The 16,107-nt window shown below is 61.2% G+C and carries 11 protein-coding genes; 3 read left to right on the top strand and 8 right to left on the bottom strand.

Features of this window, described 5'->3' with window-relative positions; all coding sequences use genetic code 11:
• The first annotated feature begins 145 nt into the window (after positions 1-145).
• Entirely contained in the window at positions 146-3,811 is a 3,666-nt protein-coding gene (locus RTCIAT899_RS03605; protein ID WP_015338866.1) for an ATP-binding protein, read from the top strand.
• Between the two features lie 18 nt (positions 3,812-3,829).
• On the opposite strand, the gene RTCIAT899_RS03600 is transcribed toward RTCIAT899_RS03605, so the two are convergent.
• From RTCIAT899_RS03600 to RTCIAT899_RS34385, 4 genes are all read right to left on the bottom strand, one after another.
• Positions 3,830-4,231 carry a GFA family protein gene (locus RTCIAT899_RS03600; protein ID WP_015338865.1) on the bottom strand — a complete coding sequence of 134 codons (402 nt, stop codon included), beginning with the start codon at positions 4,229-4,231 and terminating at the stop codon, positions 3,830-3,832.
• Positions 4,232-4,355: 124 nt separating this feature from the next.
• On the bottom strand, positions 4,356-5,759 hold the full coding sequence (gene chrA / locus RTCIAT899_RS03595; protein WP_015338864.1) for a chromate efflux transporter: 1,404 nt from the start codon (positions 5,757-5,759) through the stop codon (positions 4,356-4,358).
• Between the two features lie 6 nt (positions 5,760-5,765).
• The gene (locus tag RTCIAT899_RS03590; RefSeq protein WP_015338863.1) at positions 5,766-6,578 is read right to left on the bottom strand and encodes a chromate resistance protein ChrB domain-containing protein; all 813 of its coding nucleotides are present in this window, start codon (positions 6,576-6,578) and stop codon (positions 5,766-5,768) included.
• Between the two features lie 106 nt (positions 6,579-6,684).
• Positions 6,685-6,810: a hypothetical protein gene (locus RTCIAT899_RS34385; RefSeq protein WP_280117188.1), complete on the bottom strand. Its 126-nt coding sequence runs from the start codon at positions 6,808-6,810 to the stop codon at positions 6,685-6,687.
• 142 nt (positions 6,811-6,952) lie between these two features.
• Here RTCIAT899_RS34385 and RTCIAT899_RS03585 point away from each other — a divergent pair, with 142 nt between their 5' ends.
• Positions 6,953-7,975, top strand: a complete 1,023-nt coding sequence (locus tag RTCIAT899_RS03585) for an SAM-dependent methyltransferase (RefSeq protein WP_041677225.1) — start codon at positions 6,953-6,955, stop codon at positions 7,973-7,975.
• A gap of 87 nt (positions 7,976-8,062) precedes the next feature.
• Here RTCIAT899_RS03585 and RTCIAT899_RS03580 read toward each other — a convergent pair whose 3' ends face one another.
• Both RTCIAT899_RS03580 and RTCIAT899_RS03575 read right to left on the bottom strand, forming a co-directional pair.
• The gene (locus tag RTCIAT899_RS03580; protein ID WP_041677804.1) at positions 8,063-9,979 is read right to left on the bottom strand and encodes a DEAD/DEAH box helicase; all 1,917 of its coding nucleotides are present in this window, start codon (positions 9,977-9,979) and stop codon (positions 8,063-8,065) included.
• A gap of 356 nt (positions 9,980-10,335) precedes the next feature.
• Positions 10,336-12,288 (bottom strand): acetoacetate--CoA ligase, encoded by a 1,953-nt coding sequence (locus RTCIAT899_RS03575; RefSeq protein ID WP_015338860.1) that lies wholly within the window; start codon positions 12,286-12,288, stop codon positions 10,336-10,338.
• Positions 12,289-12,452: 164 nt separating this feature from the next.
• Between RTCIAT899_RS03575 and RTCIAT899_RS03570 the strand changes: the two genes are divergently transcribed.
• Positions 12,453-14,348: an AsmA family protein gene (locus tag RTCIAT899_RS03570; RefSeq protein WP_041677224.1), complete on the top strand. Its 1,896-nt coding sequence runs from the start codon at positions 12,453-12,455 to the stop codon at positions 14,346-14,348.
• A gap of 27 nt (positions 14,349-14,375) precedes the next feature.
• Here RTCIAT899_RS03570 and RTCIAT899_RS03565 read toward each other — a convergent pair whose 3' ends face one another.
• Positions 14,376-15,191: an ABC transporter permease subunit gene (locus RTCIAT899_RS03565; RefSeq protein WP_015338858.1), complete on the bottom strand. Its 816-nt coding sequence runs from the start codon at positions 15,189-15,191 to the stop codon at positions 14,376-14,378.
• Positions 15,192-15,194: 3 nt separating this feature from the next.
• Entirely contained in the window at positions 15,195-16,106 is a 912-nt protein-coding gene (locus RTCIAT899_RS03560; RefSeq protein WP_015338857.1) for an ABC transporter permease subunit, read from the bottom strand.
• Position 16,107 lies beyond the last annotated feature (1 nt).

Genomic DNA, 16,107 nt, shown 5'->3' with positions numbered 1-16,107 from the left:
GCAATGCAACATAATTGTGCGCCGCACAAGGCGTTAACCTTTCCGGCCGAAAAATGGACCGTTCGCTGGACCGAAAAGCGGGGTGCCGTTATTAATAAACCGTTAAATCACGAGAGGCGGTTACGCCCGCAAAACAGGTTGGAAAATGCCCGCAATTCAATATCCGTTCATTGACATTGCCGTGCATCCCCGCGTTCGGGAGCGTTTCGCGCGCGGTGAAGCCATGGTCATGTTCTCGACCGGCATGGATCGCGTGCTATGGGCAAACGCCGCCGGCGCCAACCTTTTCGGCTATAATATCATTTACGATTTCATCGAGCAGGGACCGAAGTCCGGCGACATCTCGTTTCGCCAGATCGAGGCGACGGCGCGTGGCCTCGGCGCGGTTGGCGACCAGCGCACATTTCTGATCCGCATGGCTTCGGGCTTCCAGCGGGCCGTCGTCAATGCGGCCGTCGAACTCATCCGCATCCAGGCCGGCGAAGAAGCGGTGCTGTTCTCCTCTCCGGTCTCCTCAAAGCCGCTCACATTAGCCGAATGCGCCAAGCGCATGATCGATGGGTTCGACGATCCCGATACCCATATGGCCGTCATCGGCCGCGATGGCGAAATCGTTACCGCCTCAGCCGGTTTCAGGACGCTTGGCGTAACGCCGCAGACCGCGCGGATGATGACGACCATGGCCGGCGCACAGCCGGATCGGCTGATCAAGCGACCGATCCCGACCGGGCGTGGTTATCTGCCCGCCGCCATCGGCAAGCTCTCCGAAATCCCGGCCCTACACCTGCTGTTCGTCGTCGAAACGGTGCTTGGCCATCTCGACCCGACGGAAAGCCTTGCCGACGAAGCCCGCCCCGTTGCAGCCATCGAGCCGCAAGCGGAGGAAACCCGCAAGGAGCTCGAGGCAGCAGCACCGGATGAGGAGCCGAAGCTCGCGCCCGCCGCACCCTTCGGCGACGTCATCGATGCGGTGGCTGATATCGAGGAACTGGACGAGACACCGGAATATCGCGAGGACGAGCAACAGGAGGCGGCCCCGGCCGCCGGAAGCTCGAGCGAAGCCGGAACGGAAGCGGCTGCCGATGAGGATATCGCGATCGACGCAGTGGCCGAAACCGAAGCTCACGCCGATGAGCATCAACCGGAAACCGTGAAGGACAGCGGAGATAATGCTGCCGCAGAGGCGACGGCAGCTGAAGAGCCGTCTTCGCCGGATGCCGATGCCGATGCCGATGCCGATGCCGAAAATACGCCCGCACAAGGTTTCAATTTCAAGCGCAACGGACGCGCCACCCGTTTCGTCTGGAAGATCGATGCCGCCGGCCATTTCAGCGAGGTTTCGCGCGAATTTGCCGATGCGGTGGGGCCGCATGCCGCCCAGATTGCCGGCACGGCCTTTACCGATGTCGCCCGCCGTTTCAATCTCGATCCGGATGGCAAGATCGCGGAACTACTGGCGCGGCGCGACACATGGTCCGGCCGCACGATCTACTGGCCGGTGGAAGGGACGAGCCTGACCGTGCCGGTCGACCTTGCCGCCCTACCGACCTATACACGCAGCCGCGAATTCGATGGCTTCAGGGGCTTTGGCGTCGTCCGCCTGGCGGATGCCATCGAAGATCCGATGAAGCGCGGCATGGCTCTCGGCACGCAGGCGGCTGACGGTGCCGCGACCGATGCCGAAATGCCCCCGGAAGCAGTGGCAGTATCGAACGAGCACCTCGCCCCCGAAGTTGAAACCTCTCCGGCGACAGAAGAACTAGCGAGCTCCGCTCAGGATAGCGCAGACACCGAGCCGGCTCCCACTTACGAACCGCCCGCCCTGCGAATTTCCGAGACGCCGAACCGCCGCGAGTCGGACAAGGTCGTTCGCCTGCATGAGCGCCGGACATTGACGCAGACCGGCCTTTCACTCAGCGAACAGGCAGCCTTCCGCGAAATAGCCCGACAGCTTGAACCTTTGGGCAAACACGCGGAACCGTCTGGGGAGCAACCCGGTAACGAACGGCATGAGGACGGTGCCGACACCCCGCCGCAACCGAATGCGGCAGACGAGATCCTTTCCGAGACCTCCGAAACGAGCGATGAAAATGGCCAGGTCGACGACCAGCAGCCGGCTATACCGGGTGTAGAAGAAAGAGCATCGCCGCCGGTCGTGACGTTCATTGAGGCGGCGGATGATGACAGCCTGAAAACGGCTGACGAGGCTACCACCGAAGTTGCGCCGGCATCAGCCGAGCCGGAGGAGGATTTCGACCCCCTCGATGTCCTGAACAACGCCATTCCGTCACGCGTGAAGATGCGCACGGGCCTGTCTTCCGACATCGTCGACCAGCTGCCGCTCGCGATCCTCATCCACGCCGGTGACCGCCTGATCCACGGCAATCCGGAGTTTCTGCGGCTGACCGGCTATGACAGCCTCGATGAACTCGAACAGGTCGGCGGGTTGGATGCGCTGCTGCAGCGCAACGACCTGGAGGGCAAGACCGAGCAGCCCGGCACGATGATGGTCGTGCGCGCCGACGATGCGCTTGTGCCGGTGACGGCCCGGCTGCAGTCGATCCGGTGGGAAGACGGCACAGCCCTGATGCTGGCGCTGATGCCGGTGGAAAAAAGCGAGCCGCCGGCACCGCCGCCGCAGCCAATTCCTGAAGAAGCCCGCCCCGAGCGCATCCTCGAAAAGGTCGCCAAGTTGCAGGTGGAGATCGAGGAGCTGCGCTCGACGCTGGAAACGGCAACCGACGGCGTGATCATCATCGGACAGGACGGCGAGATCCGCTCGATGAACCGCTCGGCAAGCGCCCTCTTCAACTATGACGACCAGGAAACCCGCGGCAAGCCCTTCGTCATGCTGTTTGCGCATGAAAGCCAGAAGGCGGTGCTCGATTATCTCGGCGGATTGTCCGGCCATGGCGTCGCCAGCGTGCTCAACGATGGCCGCGAAGTGATCGGCCGCGAGGCTTCCGGCGGCTTCGTGCCACTGTTCATGACCATGGGGCGCCTCAACTCCTCGAACGGCTACTGCGCCGTCATCCGCGACATCACGCAATGGAAGCGGACCGAAGAGGAGCTGCGCAACGCCAAGCGCGCCGCCGAAACCGCCAATGCCCACAAGACGGATTTCCTTGCCCGAGTGAGCCATGAAATCCGCACGCCGCTCAACGCCATCATCGGCTTTTCCGACATGATGGCCGGCGAGCGCTTCGGGCCGATCGGCCATTCGCGCTATGTCGAATATGCCACCGATATCGGCCGCTCCGGCCGCCATGTGCTCGACATCGTGAACGACCTTCTCGATATCTCGAAGATCGAAGCCGGCGAGATGGATCTGGATTTCGCTTCGGTCGGCCTGAACGAAGCGATTACCGAAGCGGTGTCGCTTGTGCAGCCGCAGGCCAACAGCCAGCGTGTCATCATCCGCACCGCTCTGTCCCAAGCCGTGCCGAATGTCGTCGCCGATCTGCGCTCGATCAAGCAGATCGCGCTGAACATCCTTTCGAATGCCATCCGCTTCACGCCATCGGGCGGCCAGATCGTCGTATCGACTGCGTATGAGGGCAATGGCAGCGTCGTCCTGCGCATCCGCGACACCGGCGTCGGCATGACGCGCTCGGAGCTGGAGCAGGCGATGAAGCCCTTCCGGCAGGTGTCCACCAATTCCCGCAAGCGCGGCGATGGCACGGGCCTGGGACTGCCTCTGACCAAGGCGATGGTCGACGCCAACCGCGCCACTTTCTCGATCAACTCGGCCCCTAACGAGGGCACGCTGGTCGAGATCACCTTCCCCTCGCCACGGGTATTGGCGAATTGAGATGATCTCGGCGTGCCGTCAAAACCAAAGGTCGCGCACGCATCGCCCGTCTGAAGGAAGGTCTTCAAACGTGTCGAGCCCATCGAAGTGATCGATCGGCAAGTCGGCAACGAGATCCGGCGGCGCCAGCCGAACATTGACCGCCATGCGCCGGCGGCCATCCTTTTGCAGCCTCAGGCCGCGCCAGCTCACCACGCAGGCGCAGGACGGACAGAATAGTATTTCGAGAGACGGCCTGTCCTTGCCGGCGCGGGTATAGGAGGCAGTCTGGCCCGTGACGGAGACCCGCTCTCCTTCGTAATCATAGGCCCACAGCGTGCCGTAGCGCCGGCAGAGCGTACAGTTGCAGGCAGTAATCGAGCCTGGATCGCCTTCGAGCATCCAGCCCGCCTTGCCGCAATGACACGAGCCGATCAGCATGAGTACACCACTCCATTCGCTCCCTGTTGACGGCTGCATTCTGCCTCAGTCACGAGATCCCCGCAAATGCACGGGAGGACACGAATCTCCTTCCGGGCCACTGACCCAGTGAGTGTCTCTGCCGTCAGGAAACGAAGACAGTCCAGCCAACGCCCAAGGCGGCGGATGCCAATAAAGTCGTTATCACCGACATCTTCAGGCGAAAGATGGCCATCGCGGCCAACAGGGTCAGTATGAGCGAGGGCAATGAAAGCGAGATCAGGACGGGCACATCTATCGTCCAGGAGCCATAGGTGAAACTCGCGGTCTCGCGGAACAGCACATGGAGCCCGAACCAAATAGCAAGGTTCAGGATGACGCCCACGACAGCTGCCGTTATCGCAGACATGGCGCCGGTCAGTGCGACATTGCCGCGCATCTTCTCGATGAACGGCGCACCTGCAAAAATCCAAAGGAAGCTCGGCAGGAAGGTGACCCATGTTGTCAGCATGGCAGCGAAAGTCGCCGCCGCAAGAGGGCTGAGCGTGCCGGAATTGCGATAGCCTGCCAGGAAACCAACGAACTGCGTGACCATGATCAGCGGTCCGGGGGTCGTTTCCGCCATTCCCAGACCGTCCAGCATCTCGCCCGGCCGCAGCCAGCCTAATTGCTGCACGGCCTCCTGTGCGACATACGCCAGCACGGCATAGGCGCCCCCAAAGGTCACGATTGCCATCTCGCTGAAGAATATCGCGATTTTGGAAAAGACGTTGTCGGGGCCGAGCGTCATCAGCAGGGCCGCAACCGGAATGAGCCATGCGGCCGCCAACGCACCCGAGGTCTTCAAAGACCAGGCGAGGTTTGGTCGAGCGTGCAAAGGGATCTCCTCGCCAAGAACAGAGTCCTTGTCTTCCAGAATTGTCCCGGAGCCCGACTTGTGCCCGCCGCCCATCTTGAAGGCGGCGCCCCCTGCCCGAGAGGCCAGGTAACCGATAATCCCCGCTCCAACGATGATGATGGGGAACGGAACATGCAGGAAGAAGATTGCCACGAAGGCAGCGGCGGCCAAAGCAACCATAGTCCTGCTCTTGAGGGCTCGGCTCCCGATGCGAAAGACCGCCTGGACGACGACCGCCAGCACGGCGCATTTGAGCCCGAAGAACATCCCTTCGATAAAGGTCAGGTTCCCGAACAGGACGTAGACATAACTGAGCGCGAGAATTGCCAGGAAGCCGGGCAGGACGAACAGAATGCCGGCGATCATCCCACCCAGGGTCCTGTTCAGCAGCCAGCCGATATAGATTGCAAGCTGATGCGCTTCCGGACCCGGCAGCAACATGCAGTAGTTCAGGGCATGAAGGAACCTGTGCTCTCCCACCCATTTCTTCTCGTCGACGACGATGCGGTGCATGACGGCGATCTGCCCAGCCGGTCCGCCGAAACTCAGGGCGGCAACGCGGGTCCAGACCTTGATGGCCTCATGGAGGGGAACGATGTCCCGATCAGCCGCGCTTGATCGCTCGGCTGCATTTTTTGCGAGATCGGTCATAGTCTCTTACATCTTCCTCGGATTTGGCCAGTTGTGCGTCTCTTCCGTCGCATCACGACACCAACGATAGAAGGCATCGTAAAGCGCCATGCCGGCTTCCAACTGCTGCAGGTCGTCGTTGAACATCCGCGAAAGCCCAAGCGAGGCCGCAAGCAGCCCCGGCACTTCAGGTGCCAGGTCCGGCCGGGCGGTATCGGCGCCCCGTACGATGGTTGCAAGATGCAGGAGAGGTTCTGTGCCGAGACCGAATTCCTCGACCATGACATCGAAGGTGCACAGGTCGCCGCGATGGCTCCAGAAGACATCTTCGATATCGAATGGCGTCGCCATGAAGCGATCGGCGACGGCCGAAACTTCGGTGGCGGGAACAAACAGGAAGATCGCTGACGGATCGATGAAGCGCCGGATCAGCCATGGGCAAGCGATACGATCGATCTTCGGCCGCGCCCTCGTTACCCATACGGTCCGCCCCTTGGCATCGCGGGGAGGCAGCTTTTCCTCGGCGACCAGCATGTACTTCGCGCTGCGCCACGCTTCGAACCCGCCTTCGAGAACCTCCGCCTCCTTTCCGACCACGCGCAGATGGGCAGCAACTCCGTGGGCGAGTTTCTGTCCTTTCTGACAGAGAATGATGGCAGGCCCCGCCAGTTCGTTCGCCCAGTCGGCCACCCTTCGATAGTCGCGACGGATCGAACTGGGAACAAGACGGGGATCGGCAGCGAAATCCTCGTCATTACGGACGTCGATAATCGCAGGCAAATTGGGTGTGCCGATCATACGATTGAGCTTATCGGGTGTAATTTCCAGAAATGACGGCATAGCGCGTCCTCCGTTGGCTCGGTTTCACGGACGCGATTCTTCAGCCGTAGCCTCGTGGGGTGATCGCAGCCCCATGATCAATTTTCTGCCTGACGCGCTTTAAATGTCAAGCCGAATAACCGCTTGCTGCACCGGGCAAATATTCCTTGGCTTCCGCAACCACTTGCAGCTTGGCCGTAACGTCGCGGTTGTCGTGAAGTTCTGCCGCGACGATGCGAGGTCCCGACGACATCAACCGCGCCGCCGACCAAGAATATCTGATGTATCTTCTTAGTATTATCGATGGCAAACTTAAACTCAGGCGCCTTCTGTGAGATAATTCACCCTTGCGACCGACTATTCCGGTCGGTCATTGGGCACATAAGGGGGATCCAATGTCATCGACGGCAGTAGAAGCAGACGTAGGCGAAGTTTCGCCCCATCTAGTGGTCGATGCGATGTTTGCGTGCCGAAAGACGGCCGCCATCGTAGCCGCCATAGAACTCGATCTTTTTACCTTGATTGGTGAGGGCAGCAATGCAGCATCCCTGGCGGCCGCAGCAAATGCAGACGAAAGAGGCGTGCGCATTCTGTGCGACTATCTCGTTGTGAACGGCTTTCTCACGAAAACAGGCAATCAATACGCTCTGACCCCATCCAGCCGAGTTTTCCTCGACCGGCATTCACCAGCCTATATGGGCGGGGCCATCGAATTCCTGGCCGCCCCGGAGATCCTCAAGCAGATCCTGGACAATCCGTCTTCCTATGTCCGCAACGGCGGGTCCATTGGATTGGCAAACATGTCTCCAGACAATCCGGTGTGGGTGAAATTTGCTCGCGGCATGGGCTCGTTCACTGGCGGCAGCGCGATCAGCCTCGCCACCGAAATGGCCAACCTGCCAATGCAGCCAAGAAAGATACTCGATATCGCCGCAGGGCACGGGCTTTTCGGGATCGAGATGGCGAAGGCTTTTCCTTCGGCCGAGATCGTTGCGGTCGATTGGGGCTCCGTTCTGGAATTGGCCAAACGTAATGCGCAGCAATTTGGCGTCGCCGAACGCTACAAGGTCATTGCCGGCAGCGCATTCGAAGTCGACTGGGGCACGGACTATGATCTTATCCTGCTGCCGAACTTCCTGCATCACTTCGACCTGGAAACCTGCGCCGGATTGCTTAGGAAGAGCCGGGCTACCTTGAGCGCCGAAGGCAAGGTGGTTGCGGTGGACTTCGTGCCCAACGACGATCTCGTCTCGCCGCCTTTCCCAGCCGCTTTCTCATGGGAGATGCTGGCCAGTACACCAAAAGGCGAAGCCTACACGCAGAAGGGTCTGACCGAGATGGCTAGGCGTGCCGGTTTTCATAGTGTGAGGGTAAAGCCCCTACCACCATCGCCGGCAAGCTTGATCTTCTTCGAGTAACGGTGCTCGGAATAGCAGCCTCCTCTTGCCGGAGATGCGGAGATAGCGCCAAGGGGGCGGTCGCCCCCTTGAACTCGGAGATGGAAATTAATTCCCCTGCGCCCGCTCAGCCTTGCGCTTGGCTCTCGAATTCGGCTTGCCTGCTGGCGGCCCGTCGTTCTTGGCGAAGCCCGGCTTTCCGGGCTTTTTCGCCCAGGGCTTCTTGTCGGAACGCTCGGAAACGCCACCCTCGCCTGCATTCGCCCGCTCCGGCTTGCGGTCGGACTTCCATTTCGGCTTCGGGCCGTCGTTCGAACGCGGTCCCTTCTCAGCGAAGGGCTTCTTCTTTGCGAAGCCGCCTTCCCGCTTGGCCTGGAAATCCGGCATGCCGGCAATCGGCTTGACCCTGATGCCGCGCTCCAGCGTCTTGTCGGGGCCGATGGCCGCAAGGAAGCGCTCAAAACTCTCGGTCGAGAGCTCGACGAAGGTTTCCTCGGGCTGCATCTTGATGGCACCGATGTCGCGCTTGGTCAGATTGCCGTTGCGGCAGAGCATGGGGATCAGCCAGCGCGGCTCGGCATTCTGCTTGCGTCCGACAGAGAGCGATACCCAGAGACCATCGGTGAAGTCGTTGCGTCCAGCAGACGAGCCCTCATCGCGAGGCGTGACCGGGAAATCGTCGCGGCGGGGCTTTCGGCGCTCGCCTTCGGCCGGCACGTCCTGCAATTCCTCGGGCGCGGAATGGCCGGCGCGGTATTGCCGCAGGAATGCGGCGGCGACCTGCTCGGCGCCGTGGCGCTCCAACAGCTGCCGGACGATCGACTGCTCGTCTTCGGCAAGCGGCGCTTCAAAGACCGGATCGGCGAGAAGGCGCTCGTCGTCGCGCTGGCTCACTTCATCGGCTGACGGCGGCTTTGCCCAGGTGGCGCGGATGCGGGCAGCTTCCAGCAGGCGTTCGGTGCGGCGGCGGGCGCTGAGCGGCACGATGAGGGCGCTGACGCCCTTGTTGCCGGCGCGGCCGGTGCGGCCGCTGCGATGCAGCAGCGTGTCCGGATTGGTCGGCAGATCGGCATGGATGACCAGCTCCAGACCCGGCAGGTCGATGCCGCGGGCGGCAACGTCGGTGGCGATGCAGACACGGGCGCGGCCGTCGCGCATGGCCTGCAGGGCGTGGGTGCGCTCGTTCTGGCTAAGCTCACCTGAGAGCGCAACAACCGAAAAGCCACGATTGTTGAAGCGAGCCGTCAGGTGATTGACGGCAGCGCGCGTCGAGCAGAAAACGATGGCGTTGCGCGCCTCATAATAGCGCAGCACGTTGATGATGGCGTTTTCCCGGTCGCTCGGCACGACTGTCAGCGCGCGATAATCGATATCGACATGCTGCTTGGCCTCAGAGGCGGTCGCGATGCGGACGGCATCGCGCTGATAGTTTTCGGCGAGCTTGGCGATCGAACGCGGCACGGTGGCGGAAAACATCAGGGTGCGACGATCGGACGGCGCGGATTCCAGAATGAACTCCAGATCCTCGCGGAAACCGAGATCGAGCATCTCATCGGCCTCATCGAGCACGACGGCCTTGAGTTCGGAGATATCGAGCGAATTGCGGCGGATGTGATCGCAGAGACGCCCCGGCGTGCCGACGACGATGTGGGCGCCGCGCTCGAGCGTGCGGCGCTCCGTGCGCATGTCCATGCCGCCGACGCAGGAGGCGATCGTGGCGCCCGTCAGCCCATAGAGCCATTCCAGCTCGCGCTGGACCTGAAGAGCCAGTTCGCGGGTCGGTGCAATCGCCAGCGCCAGCGGCGCACCGGCGCGGCCGAAACGTTCCGCGCCGTCAAGCAGGCCGGGCGCCAACGCCAGGCCGAAGGCAACCGTCTTGCCCGAGCCGGTCTGGGCCGAGACAAGCGCATCCTTGCCGGCCAGGCCCTGATCGAGCATGGCCTTTTGTACCGGCGTCAGCGTTTCATACCCGCGCTTCGCCAAAGCCTGGGCAATCGCAGGAGCGATGCCTTCGAATTCAGTCATCATCTGTCTTTCGGAATTCTTCGCGCGCCATCAGGCGGCGATCATCGTGGCTCGCACGTCGCGAACCTCTTCTTCACGCGTGCACATACTTGCTCAAGGCGGCAATGTACAGAGCAGACGCGTTTTCGTGCCGGGCGAAACGAAAAAAAGGCAGCGAATCGCGCTGCCTTTGAAGTTCATGCTGTCGAAAAGCCAGCTCGAGTCGGGGAACTTCATGTCTCGGGAGCCGAGAGCGGCTCCAATCCGCTCCAGCTCATGCGAACGGTCTCAAGTTGGCCTTTACTTTTGACCAAGCTTTCTTAACGCGAGGTTAGCAAACGATGGTCATCGTTTGCCCCTCAGTTTTAAGACCCACCTTAACTTTTGAGTTCTTCCAGCCCGGCGAAGAGATCGAGCGCCTCCGGATTGGCGAGCGCTTCCTTGTTCTTGACCGGACGGCCATGCACCACCTCCCGCACCGCAAGCTCGACGATCTTGCCGGATTTCGTGCGAGGGATATCCGTAACCGCGATGATCTTGGCCGGCACGTGACGCGGCGAAGCGCCGGTGCGGATGCGCGTTTTCATCGCCTTCACCAGATCCTCGCTCAGGGAAACACCGGCCGCGAGGCGGACGAAGAGCACGACGCGAACGTCGTCGTCCCAATCCTGACCGATGCAGAGCGCCTCCAGAACCTCGGGAATCTGCTCGACCTGATTGTAAATCTCGGCCGTGCCGATGCGCACGCCGCCGGGATTGAGCGTTGCGTCGGAGCGGCCGTGAATGATGAGGCCGCCATGCTCTGTCCACTCCGCGAAATCGCCGTGGCACCAGATATTGTCGAAGCGCTCGAAATAGGCGGCGCGATATTTGGCGCGCTCGGGATCATTCCAGAACATGACCGGCATGGAGGGGAAGGCCTTGGTGCAGACGAGCTCGCCCTTCTGGCCACGCACCGGCTTGCCTTCGTCGTTCCAGACATCGACGGCGAGGCCAAGGCCCGGCCCCTGGATTTCGCCGCGCCAGACCGCTTGCAGAGGGTTGCCGAGCACGAAGCAGGAGACGATATCGGTACCGCCGGAAATGGAGGCGAGCTGGATATCGTCCTTGATGCCCTCATAGACGAAGGTGAAGCCCTCGGGCGATAGCGGCGAACCGGTGGAGGTCATCAGCCGCAGGCTCGAAAGATCGTGAGAGGTCTTCGGCGTGAGGCCGCTCTTGTGGACGGCGTCGATATATTTGGCCGAGGTGCCGAACAGCGCGAATTTCTCTTCCTGCGCATAGTCGAACAAAATGTTGCCATCGGGTGCGAAGGGCGATCCGTCGTAGAGGCAGAGCGTCGCGCCGGCGGCAAGGCCGGTCACCAGCCAGTTCCACATCATCCAGCCGCAGGTGGTGAAGTAGAAAACCTTCTCGCCCGGCACGACGCCGCAATGCAGGCGATGTTCCTTGAGGAGCTGCAGCAGCGCGCCGCCGGTCGAATGCACGATGCACTTCGGGACACCCGTCGTGCCCGAGGAAAACAGGATGAAGAGCGGATGGGAGAAAGAGACGGGCTCGAACTCGACCGCTTTCGCCTCGAAGGGGGCGACCAGATCGTTGAGGGTTCGCGCGCCCGGCGTTGCCGCCACGACCGCCTCGGCATTGCCGGCATAGGGCACGATGACGGTGGGCGCTTTCAGGCGCTGAGCGATGGCGCTGACCTTTGCAGTAACATCCTGCAGCTTGCCGCCATACCAATAGCCACTGCAGGCGATGAAGAGCTTCGGTTCGATCTGGCCGAAACGATCCATAACGCCCTGTTCGCCGAAATCCGGCGAACAGGAGGACCAGATCGCGCCGATCGACGCGGCCGCCAGCATGCAGGCAATGGTTTCCGGCATGTTCGGCATCATGGCCGCCACGCGGTCTCCCTTGCCGATGCCCTCGGCGCGGTAGGCCTGCTGCAGGCGAGATACCATCGCAGCCAGCCGGTCCCATGACCAGCGATTGCGCACCTTGTCCTCGCCCCAGAATACCAGCGCATCGCCCTCGCCGCTCCGCGACAGCAGGTTTTCGGCGAAGTTCAGCTCGGCATCGGGAAAGAAGCGGGCATCCAGCATGACATCGCCATGGATCAGCGCCCGCTCACCGCGCTTGCCCTTCAGGCCGCAGAAATCCCATACCGCCGACCAGAAGTTTTCGCGATCGGCGATGGACCAGGCATGGAGGCCGGCAAAATCTGCCAGCGAGAGGCCGAAGCGGCGGTTGCACTCCTGCATGAAGGCAAACATCGGGCTCTGGTTGCGAAATTCCTCCGACGGCGTCCAGAGCGGCTGCTGATCCTGCATATTTCTCTCCCCGCTTTTCGCTCTATATAGCGATGTTGCAGCGCATTATAAAACATGGTGTTGTGGGCATTGCCAGTGCGTGATGTTTGCATCGGACAAACATTTCCTATATCCGGCAAACTCAGGCAGACTATCCCTATCAGTTCAAGAGTCTCCTCGGGATCATGAGAGCTTCGAAAAACAACAAGTGGCGGTTGACGATGCGTTCGGCCTCGCGCTGGCTGCCTGCCTTTGCTCGCACGACCGGCATCATTCTTCTCACGATCCTCATCGTGTTCGCTGTCTTCAGAGCGACCGCACCTTTCCTGATTTCAAGCGGCCTGGTGCGCTCCGGCATCGAGAAGGCGCTTTCGGAATGGACGGGATATCGCGCCCAGATCGAAGGCGACCCGACACTTGATTTCTGGCCAACGCCACGCGTGACGCTCAACCAGGTCACCATCCGCGAACCGTCGAGGAACGGCAAGGTCCTCGGCCATGTCGATAGCCTCTCCGCGGATTTCTCGCTGTGGTCGGCGATCCGCGGGCACGCGCATTTTCACGAATTCCATTTCCTGCGCCCGACCCTTTACATCCGCCGCGACGAGAATGGCCTGATCGACTGGACGAACGAAGGCCGGCTTTCCAAGGCGATCGAGCAGGCGGGGGCCTCCTCCGGCGGCGGCATGCGGATGAGCAAGGAACAGGATGCGGCCATCGGCATGCTGACCATCGAGGACGGCAGCGTTGAGATGGCCGACGAGCGCAGCGGGAATGTCTATAAGCTCAACGCCGTCAACGCCGACATCGCATGGCCACGACTTTCCCAGTCGCTGAGCGCCGTTATCCTTGCCCGCTTCAACGGTCAGGACATCAAGCTGAATTTCGATTCGACGCAGCCCCTGCTCTTCTTCGCTGGCAAGAATGTGAACACCACGACCAGCTTCGTCTCGCCGCTGATCAACTGGACCTATACGGGCATCACCAGCATAGCTGACTTTTCGGCGCTTTCGGGCAATCTGGATCTGAACGTGCCGAACGTTCCCTCCTTCATCGCCTGGAGCGGTCAGCGCCTGCCGGCAGCAGATGCCCTCAAGAATATCTCGCTCACCGCCAACATCGCAGCGATCGAAAACGGCCTGCGCTTCAACAATCTGAGCTTCAAAGTCAACGATTCCGCTGCCTCCGGCATCATGGACCTGAACTACACGAAAGCGGGCAAACCGAAGATTTCCGGCACGCTGGCTTTCGACCAGATGAACCTCAATCCCTTCCTGGCCGCCTTCTCCATGCGCCTTGCGGCTGAAACCGCCATCGATGCGCTGCTGAATGGCAACCCGCTGCAGCGGCTCGACCTCGACCTGCGGCTGTCGTCGAACAAGGCGGCTCTCGGCCCCTTCCAGTTCGATGATATCGGCGCCAGCCTGCTGGTGTTAGGCGGCAAGGCGAAATTCGACATAGGCGACAGCGGCTTCGAAAATGGCTCCCTGACCGCGCATCTTGAGGTCGCGCCGGGCGATTTCGACGGCGGCGGCAAATTGCAGATATCGATCCGAAATGCCGATTTCGGTGGGCTCTTCACCCGCCTGAAGCTGATTGGCCCGCTGCCTATGCCGTCATCGGCGTCGCTGGATCTTGCGCTCAGCACTTCGAAGCCGATCTGGGTTGCCACGCTCAGCGACGTCGCCGGCACGCTGCACTTCGCTTCGTCGGCAGGGTCGTTTCGCCAATTCAATCTCGCCACCTTCCGGACGCTTGCCGCCCAGAAGGCTTTCTTCCGGATGAGCGACATCGCCGACTCGTCTTTCGACTTCGACAGCATCAACGCGGATGCAAGTTTTGCCAAAGGCTCCGCCGAGGTACAGAACGCAACCGTTACGGGCCGCAACGAAACGATCACCTTCAACGGCGTGGTTCCGTTCCGCACCAACGGGCTCGCCCTCTCCGGTGCGATCGAGGCGACCTCACCATCCGATGCCGACGAACTGCCGATGCTGCCCTTCTTCATTGGCGGCAGTTGGCCGAACCCGGTGATTTCGCCGGTCGCAACGCTTCTGCAGAAGCCGATACAACAGCCGTAGGTCTTCATGCCGTTTGCCCGCAGCACTTCAAGCGGCTGCAGCGGCATGCTCATCCCTTTGTCGCTGAACCTCGCGACGTTTCGTCACGATGGAAGCGCAGATGACCCCGACGGCGACCACGCCGATCAGGATGGTGCAGATCGCGTTGATTTCCGGCGTCACGCCAAGCTTTACCTGGCTGTAGATCAGCATCGGCAGCGTCTTGGCGCCAGCACCGGAAGCGAAAGTCGCAATCACCAGATCGTCGAGCGACAAGGTCAGCGCCAACACCCAGCCGGAGAAGACGGCCGGCGCGATGATCGGCAGCGTCACCTCGAAGAAGGTGCGCACCGGCGGTGCGCCGAGATCCAGCGCCGCCTCCTCGATGGAACGATCGAAGGTGAGCAGGCGGGACTGCACGACGACGGCGACGAAACACATGGTCAGCGTCGTATGCGCCATGACGATCGTCCAGAAACCGCGATCGACGCCCGACGTGACGAAGAGCAGCAGCAGCGACAGGCCGGTGATGACGTCAGGCATGACCAGCGGCGCATAGATCATGCCCGAAAACAGGATGCGGCCGCGGAAACGCGTGTAGCGCACAAGGGTAATCGCCGCGAAAGTGCCGAGCACCGTTGCAATCGTCGCCGAGAGCAGCGCGATGCGGACCGTCAGCCACGCGGCATTCAGCATCGTATCATTGCTGAAAAGATGAACGTACCATTGCGTCGAGAAGCCGCCCCAGACTGTAACGAGGCGCGAGCTGTTGAAGGAGTAGATCACCAGCAGCAGGATCGGCAGGTAGAGAAAGGCCAGACCGAGCGTGACCGAGACGATGTTGAAGCGGGACCAGCGGATCATAAGTTATCTCCCCTTCTCGTCGGCTTTTGCCTGAAAATGCTGGAAGAAGACTATCGGAATCACGAGCACCAGAAGCAGGATGGTCGCCACCGCCGATGCCAGCGGCCAGTCGGTGTTGCTGTAGAATTCCGTCCAGAGCACCTTGCCGATCATCAGGGTTTGCGAGCCGCCGAGCAGATCGGGGATGACGAACTCGCCGACGGCGGGAATGAAGACCAGCATGCAGCCGGCGATGACCCCGGGAAGCGAAAGCGGAAAGGTGACGCGCCAGAAGGCGCCGATCGGCGTGCAGCCGAGATCCTGCGCTGCCTCGATCAGCGTGCCGTCCATCTTTTCCAGCGCGGAATAAAGCGGCAGCACCATGAAGGGCAGGTAGGAATAGACCATGCCGATATAGACGGCGGTATTGGTGTTCAGGATGACAAGCGGTTCATGAATGATGCCGAGCGCCATCAGCAGTTGGTTCAGGAGGCCCGTCGTGCTCAGGATCGACATCCAGGAATAGACGCGGATGAGGAAACTCGTCCAGAAGGGCAGGATGACCAGCATCAGCAGCGTCGGCCGAATCGTACGCGGCGCCTGCGCCATGCCATAGGCGATCGGATAGGCGATGATCAGCGTCAGGAGCGTCGAGATGCCGGCAATCTGCAGGCTCTCGATATAGGCGTTCATGTAGAGCGGATCGCCGGCAAGCCATATGTAATTGTCGAACGACATGGTTTGCAGCTTGTCCCACCAATCGCCGAAACTGTCGGTCCAAGCGAAGGACGGATCATAGGGTGGCACCGACAGGGCCTTCGTCGACAGCGAGATGCGGAAGACGATGAGGAAGGGCGCGAGAAAGAAGAGCAGCAACCAAGCATAGGGAACGATGATGACGAGGCGCTGATAGATGGAGGAGCCGAGCGCTTTCATG

Origin of the sequence: Rhizobium tropici CIAT 899 (assembly GCF_000330885.1) — a bacterium.
Classification (GTDB): Bacteria; Pseudomonadota; Alphaproteobacteria; order Rhizobiales; family Rhizobiaceae; genus Rhizobium; species Rhizobium tropici.
Note: the sequence above shows the minus strand (reverse complement) of the source record. Positions and strands in the feature narration are given on the sequence as shown.

Coding starts and splice junctions, on each gene's coding strand:
- RTCIAT899_RS03605 (WP_015338866.1), top strand. CDS start 146: ATGCCCGCAATTCAATATCCGTTCATTGACATTGCCGTGCATCCCCGC.
- RTCIAT899_RS03600 (WP_015338865.1), bottom strand. CDS start 4,231: ATGCTGATCGGCTCGTGTCATTGCGGCAAGGCGGGCTGGATGCTCGAA.
- chrA (WP_015338864.1), bottom strand. CDS start 5,759: ATGACCGATCTCGCAAAAAATGCAGCCGAGCGATCAAGCGCGGCTGAT.
- RTCIAT899_RS03590 (WP_015338863.1), bottom strand. CDS start 6,578: ATGCCGTCATTTCTGGAAATTACACCCGATAAGCTCAATCGTATGATC.
- RTCIAT899_RS34385 (WP_280117188.1), bottom strand. CDS start 6,810: ATGTCGTCGGGACCTCGCATCGTCGCGGCAGAACTTCACGACAACCGC.
- RTCIAT899_RS03585 (WP_041677225.1), top strand. CDS start 6,953: ATGTCATCGACGGCAGTAGAAGCAGACGTAGGCGAAGTTTCGCCCCAT.
- RTCIAT899_RS03580 (WP_041677804.1), bottom strand. CDS start 9,979: ATGACTGAATTCGAAGGCATCGCTCCTGCGATTGCCCAGGCTTTGGCG.
- RTCIAT899_RS03575 (WP_015338860.1), bottom strand. CDS start 12,288: ATGCAGGATCAGCAGCCGCTCTGGACGCCGTCGGAGGAATTTCGCAAC.
- RTCIAT899_RS03570 (WP_041677224.1), top strand. CDS start 12,453: ATGAGAGCTTCGAAAAACAACAAGTGGCGGTTGACGATGCGTTCGGCC.
- RTCIAT899_RS03565 (WP_015338858.1), bottom strand. CDS start 15,191: ATGATCCGCTGGTCCCGCTTCAACATCGTCTCGGTCACGCTCGGTCTG.
- RTCIAT899_RS03560 (WP_015338857.1), bottom strand. CDS start 16,106: ATGAAAGCGCTCGGCTCCTCCATCTATCAGCGCCTCGTCATCATCGTT.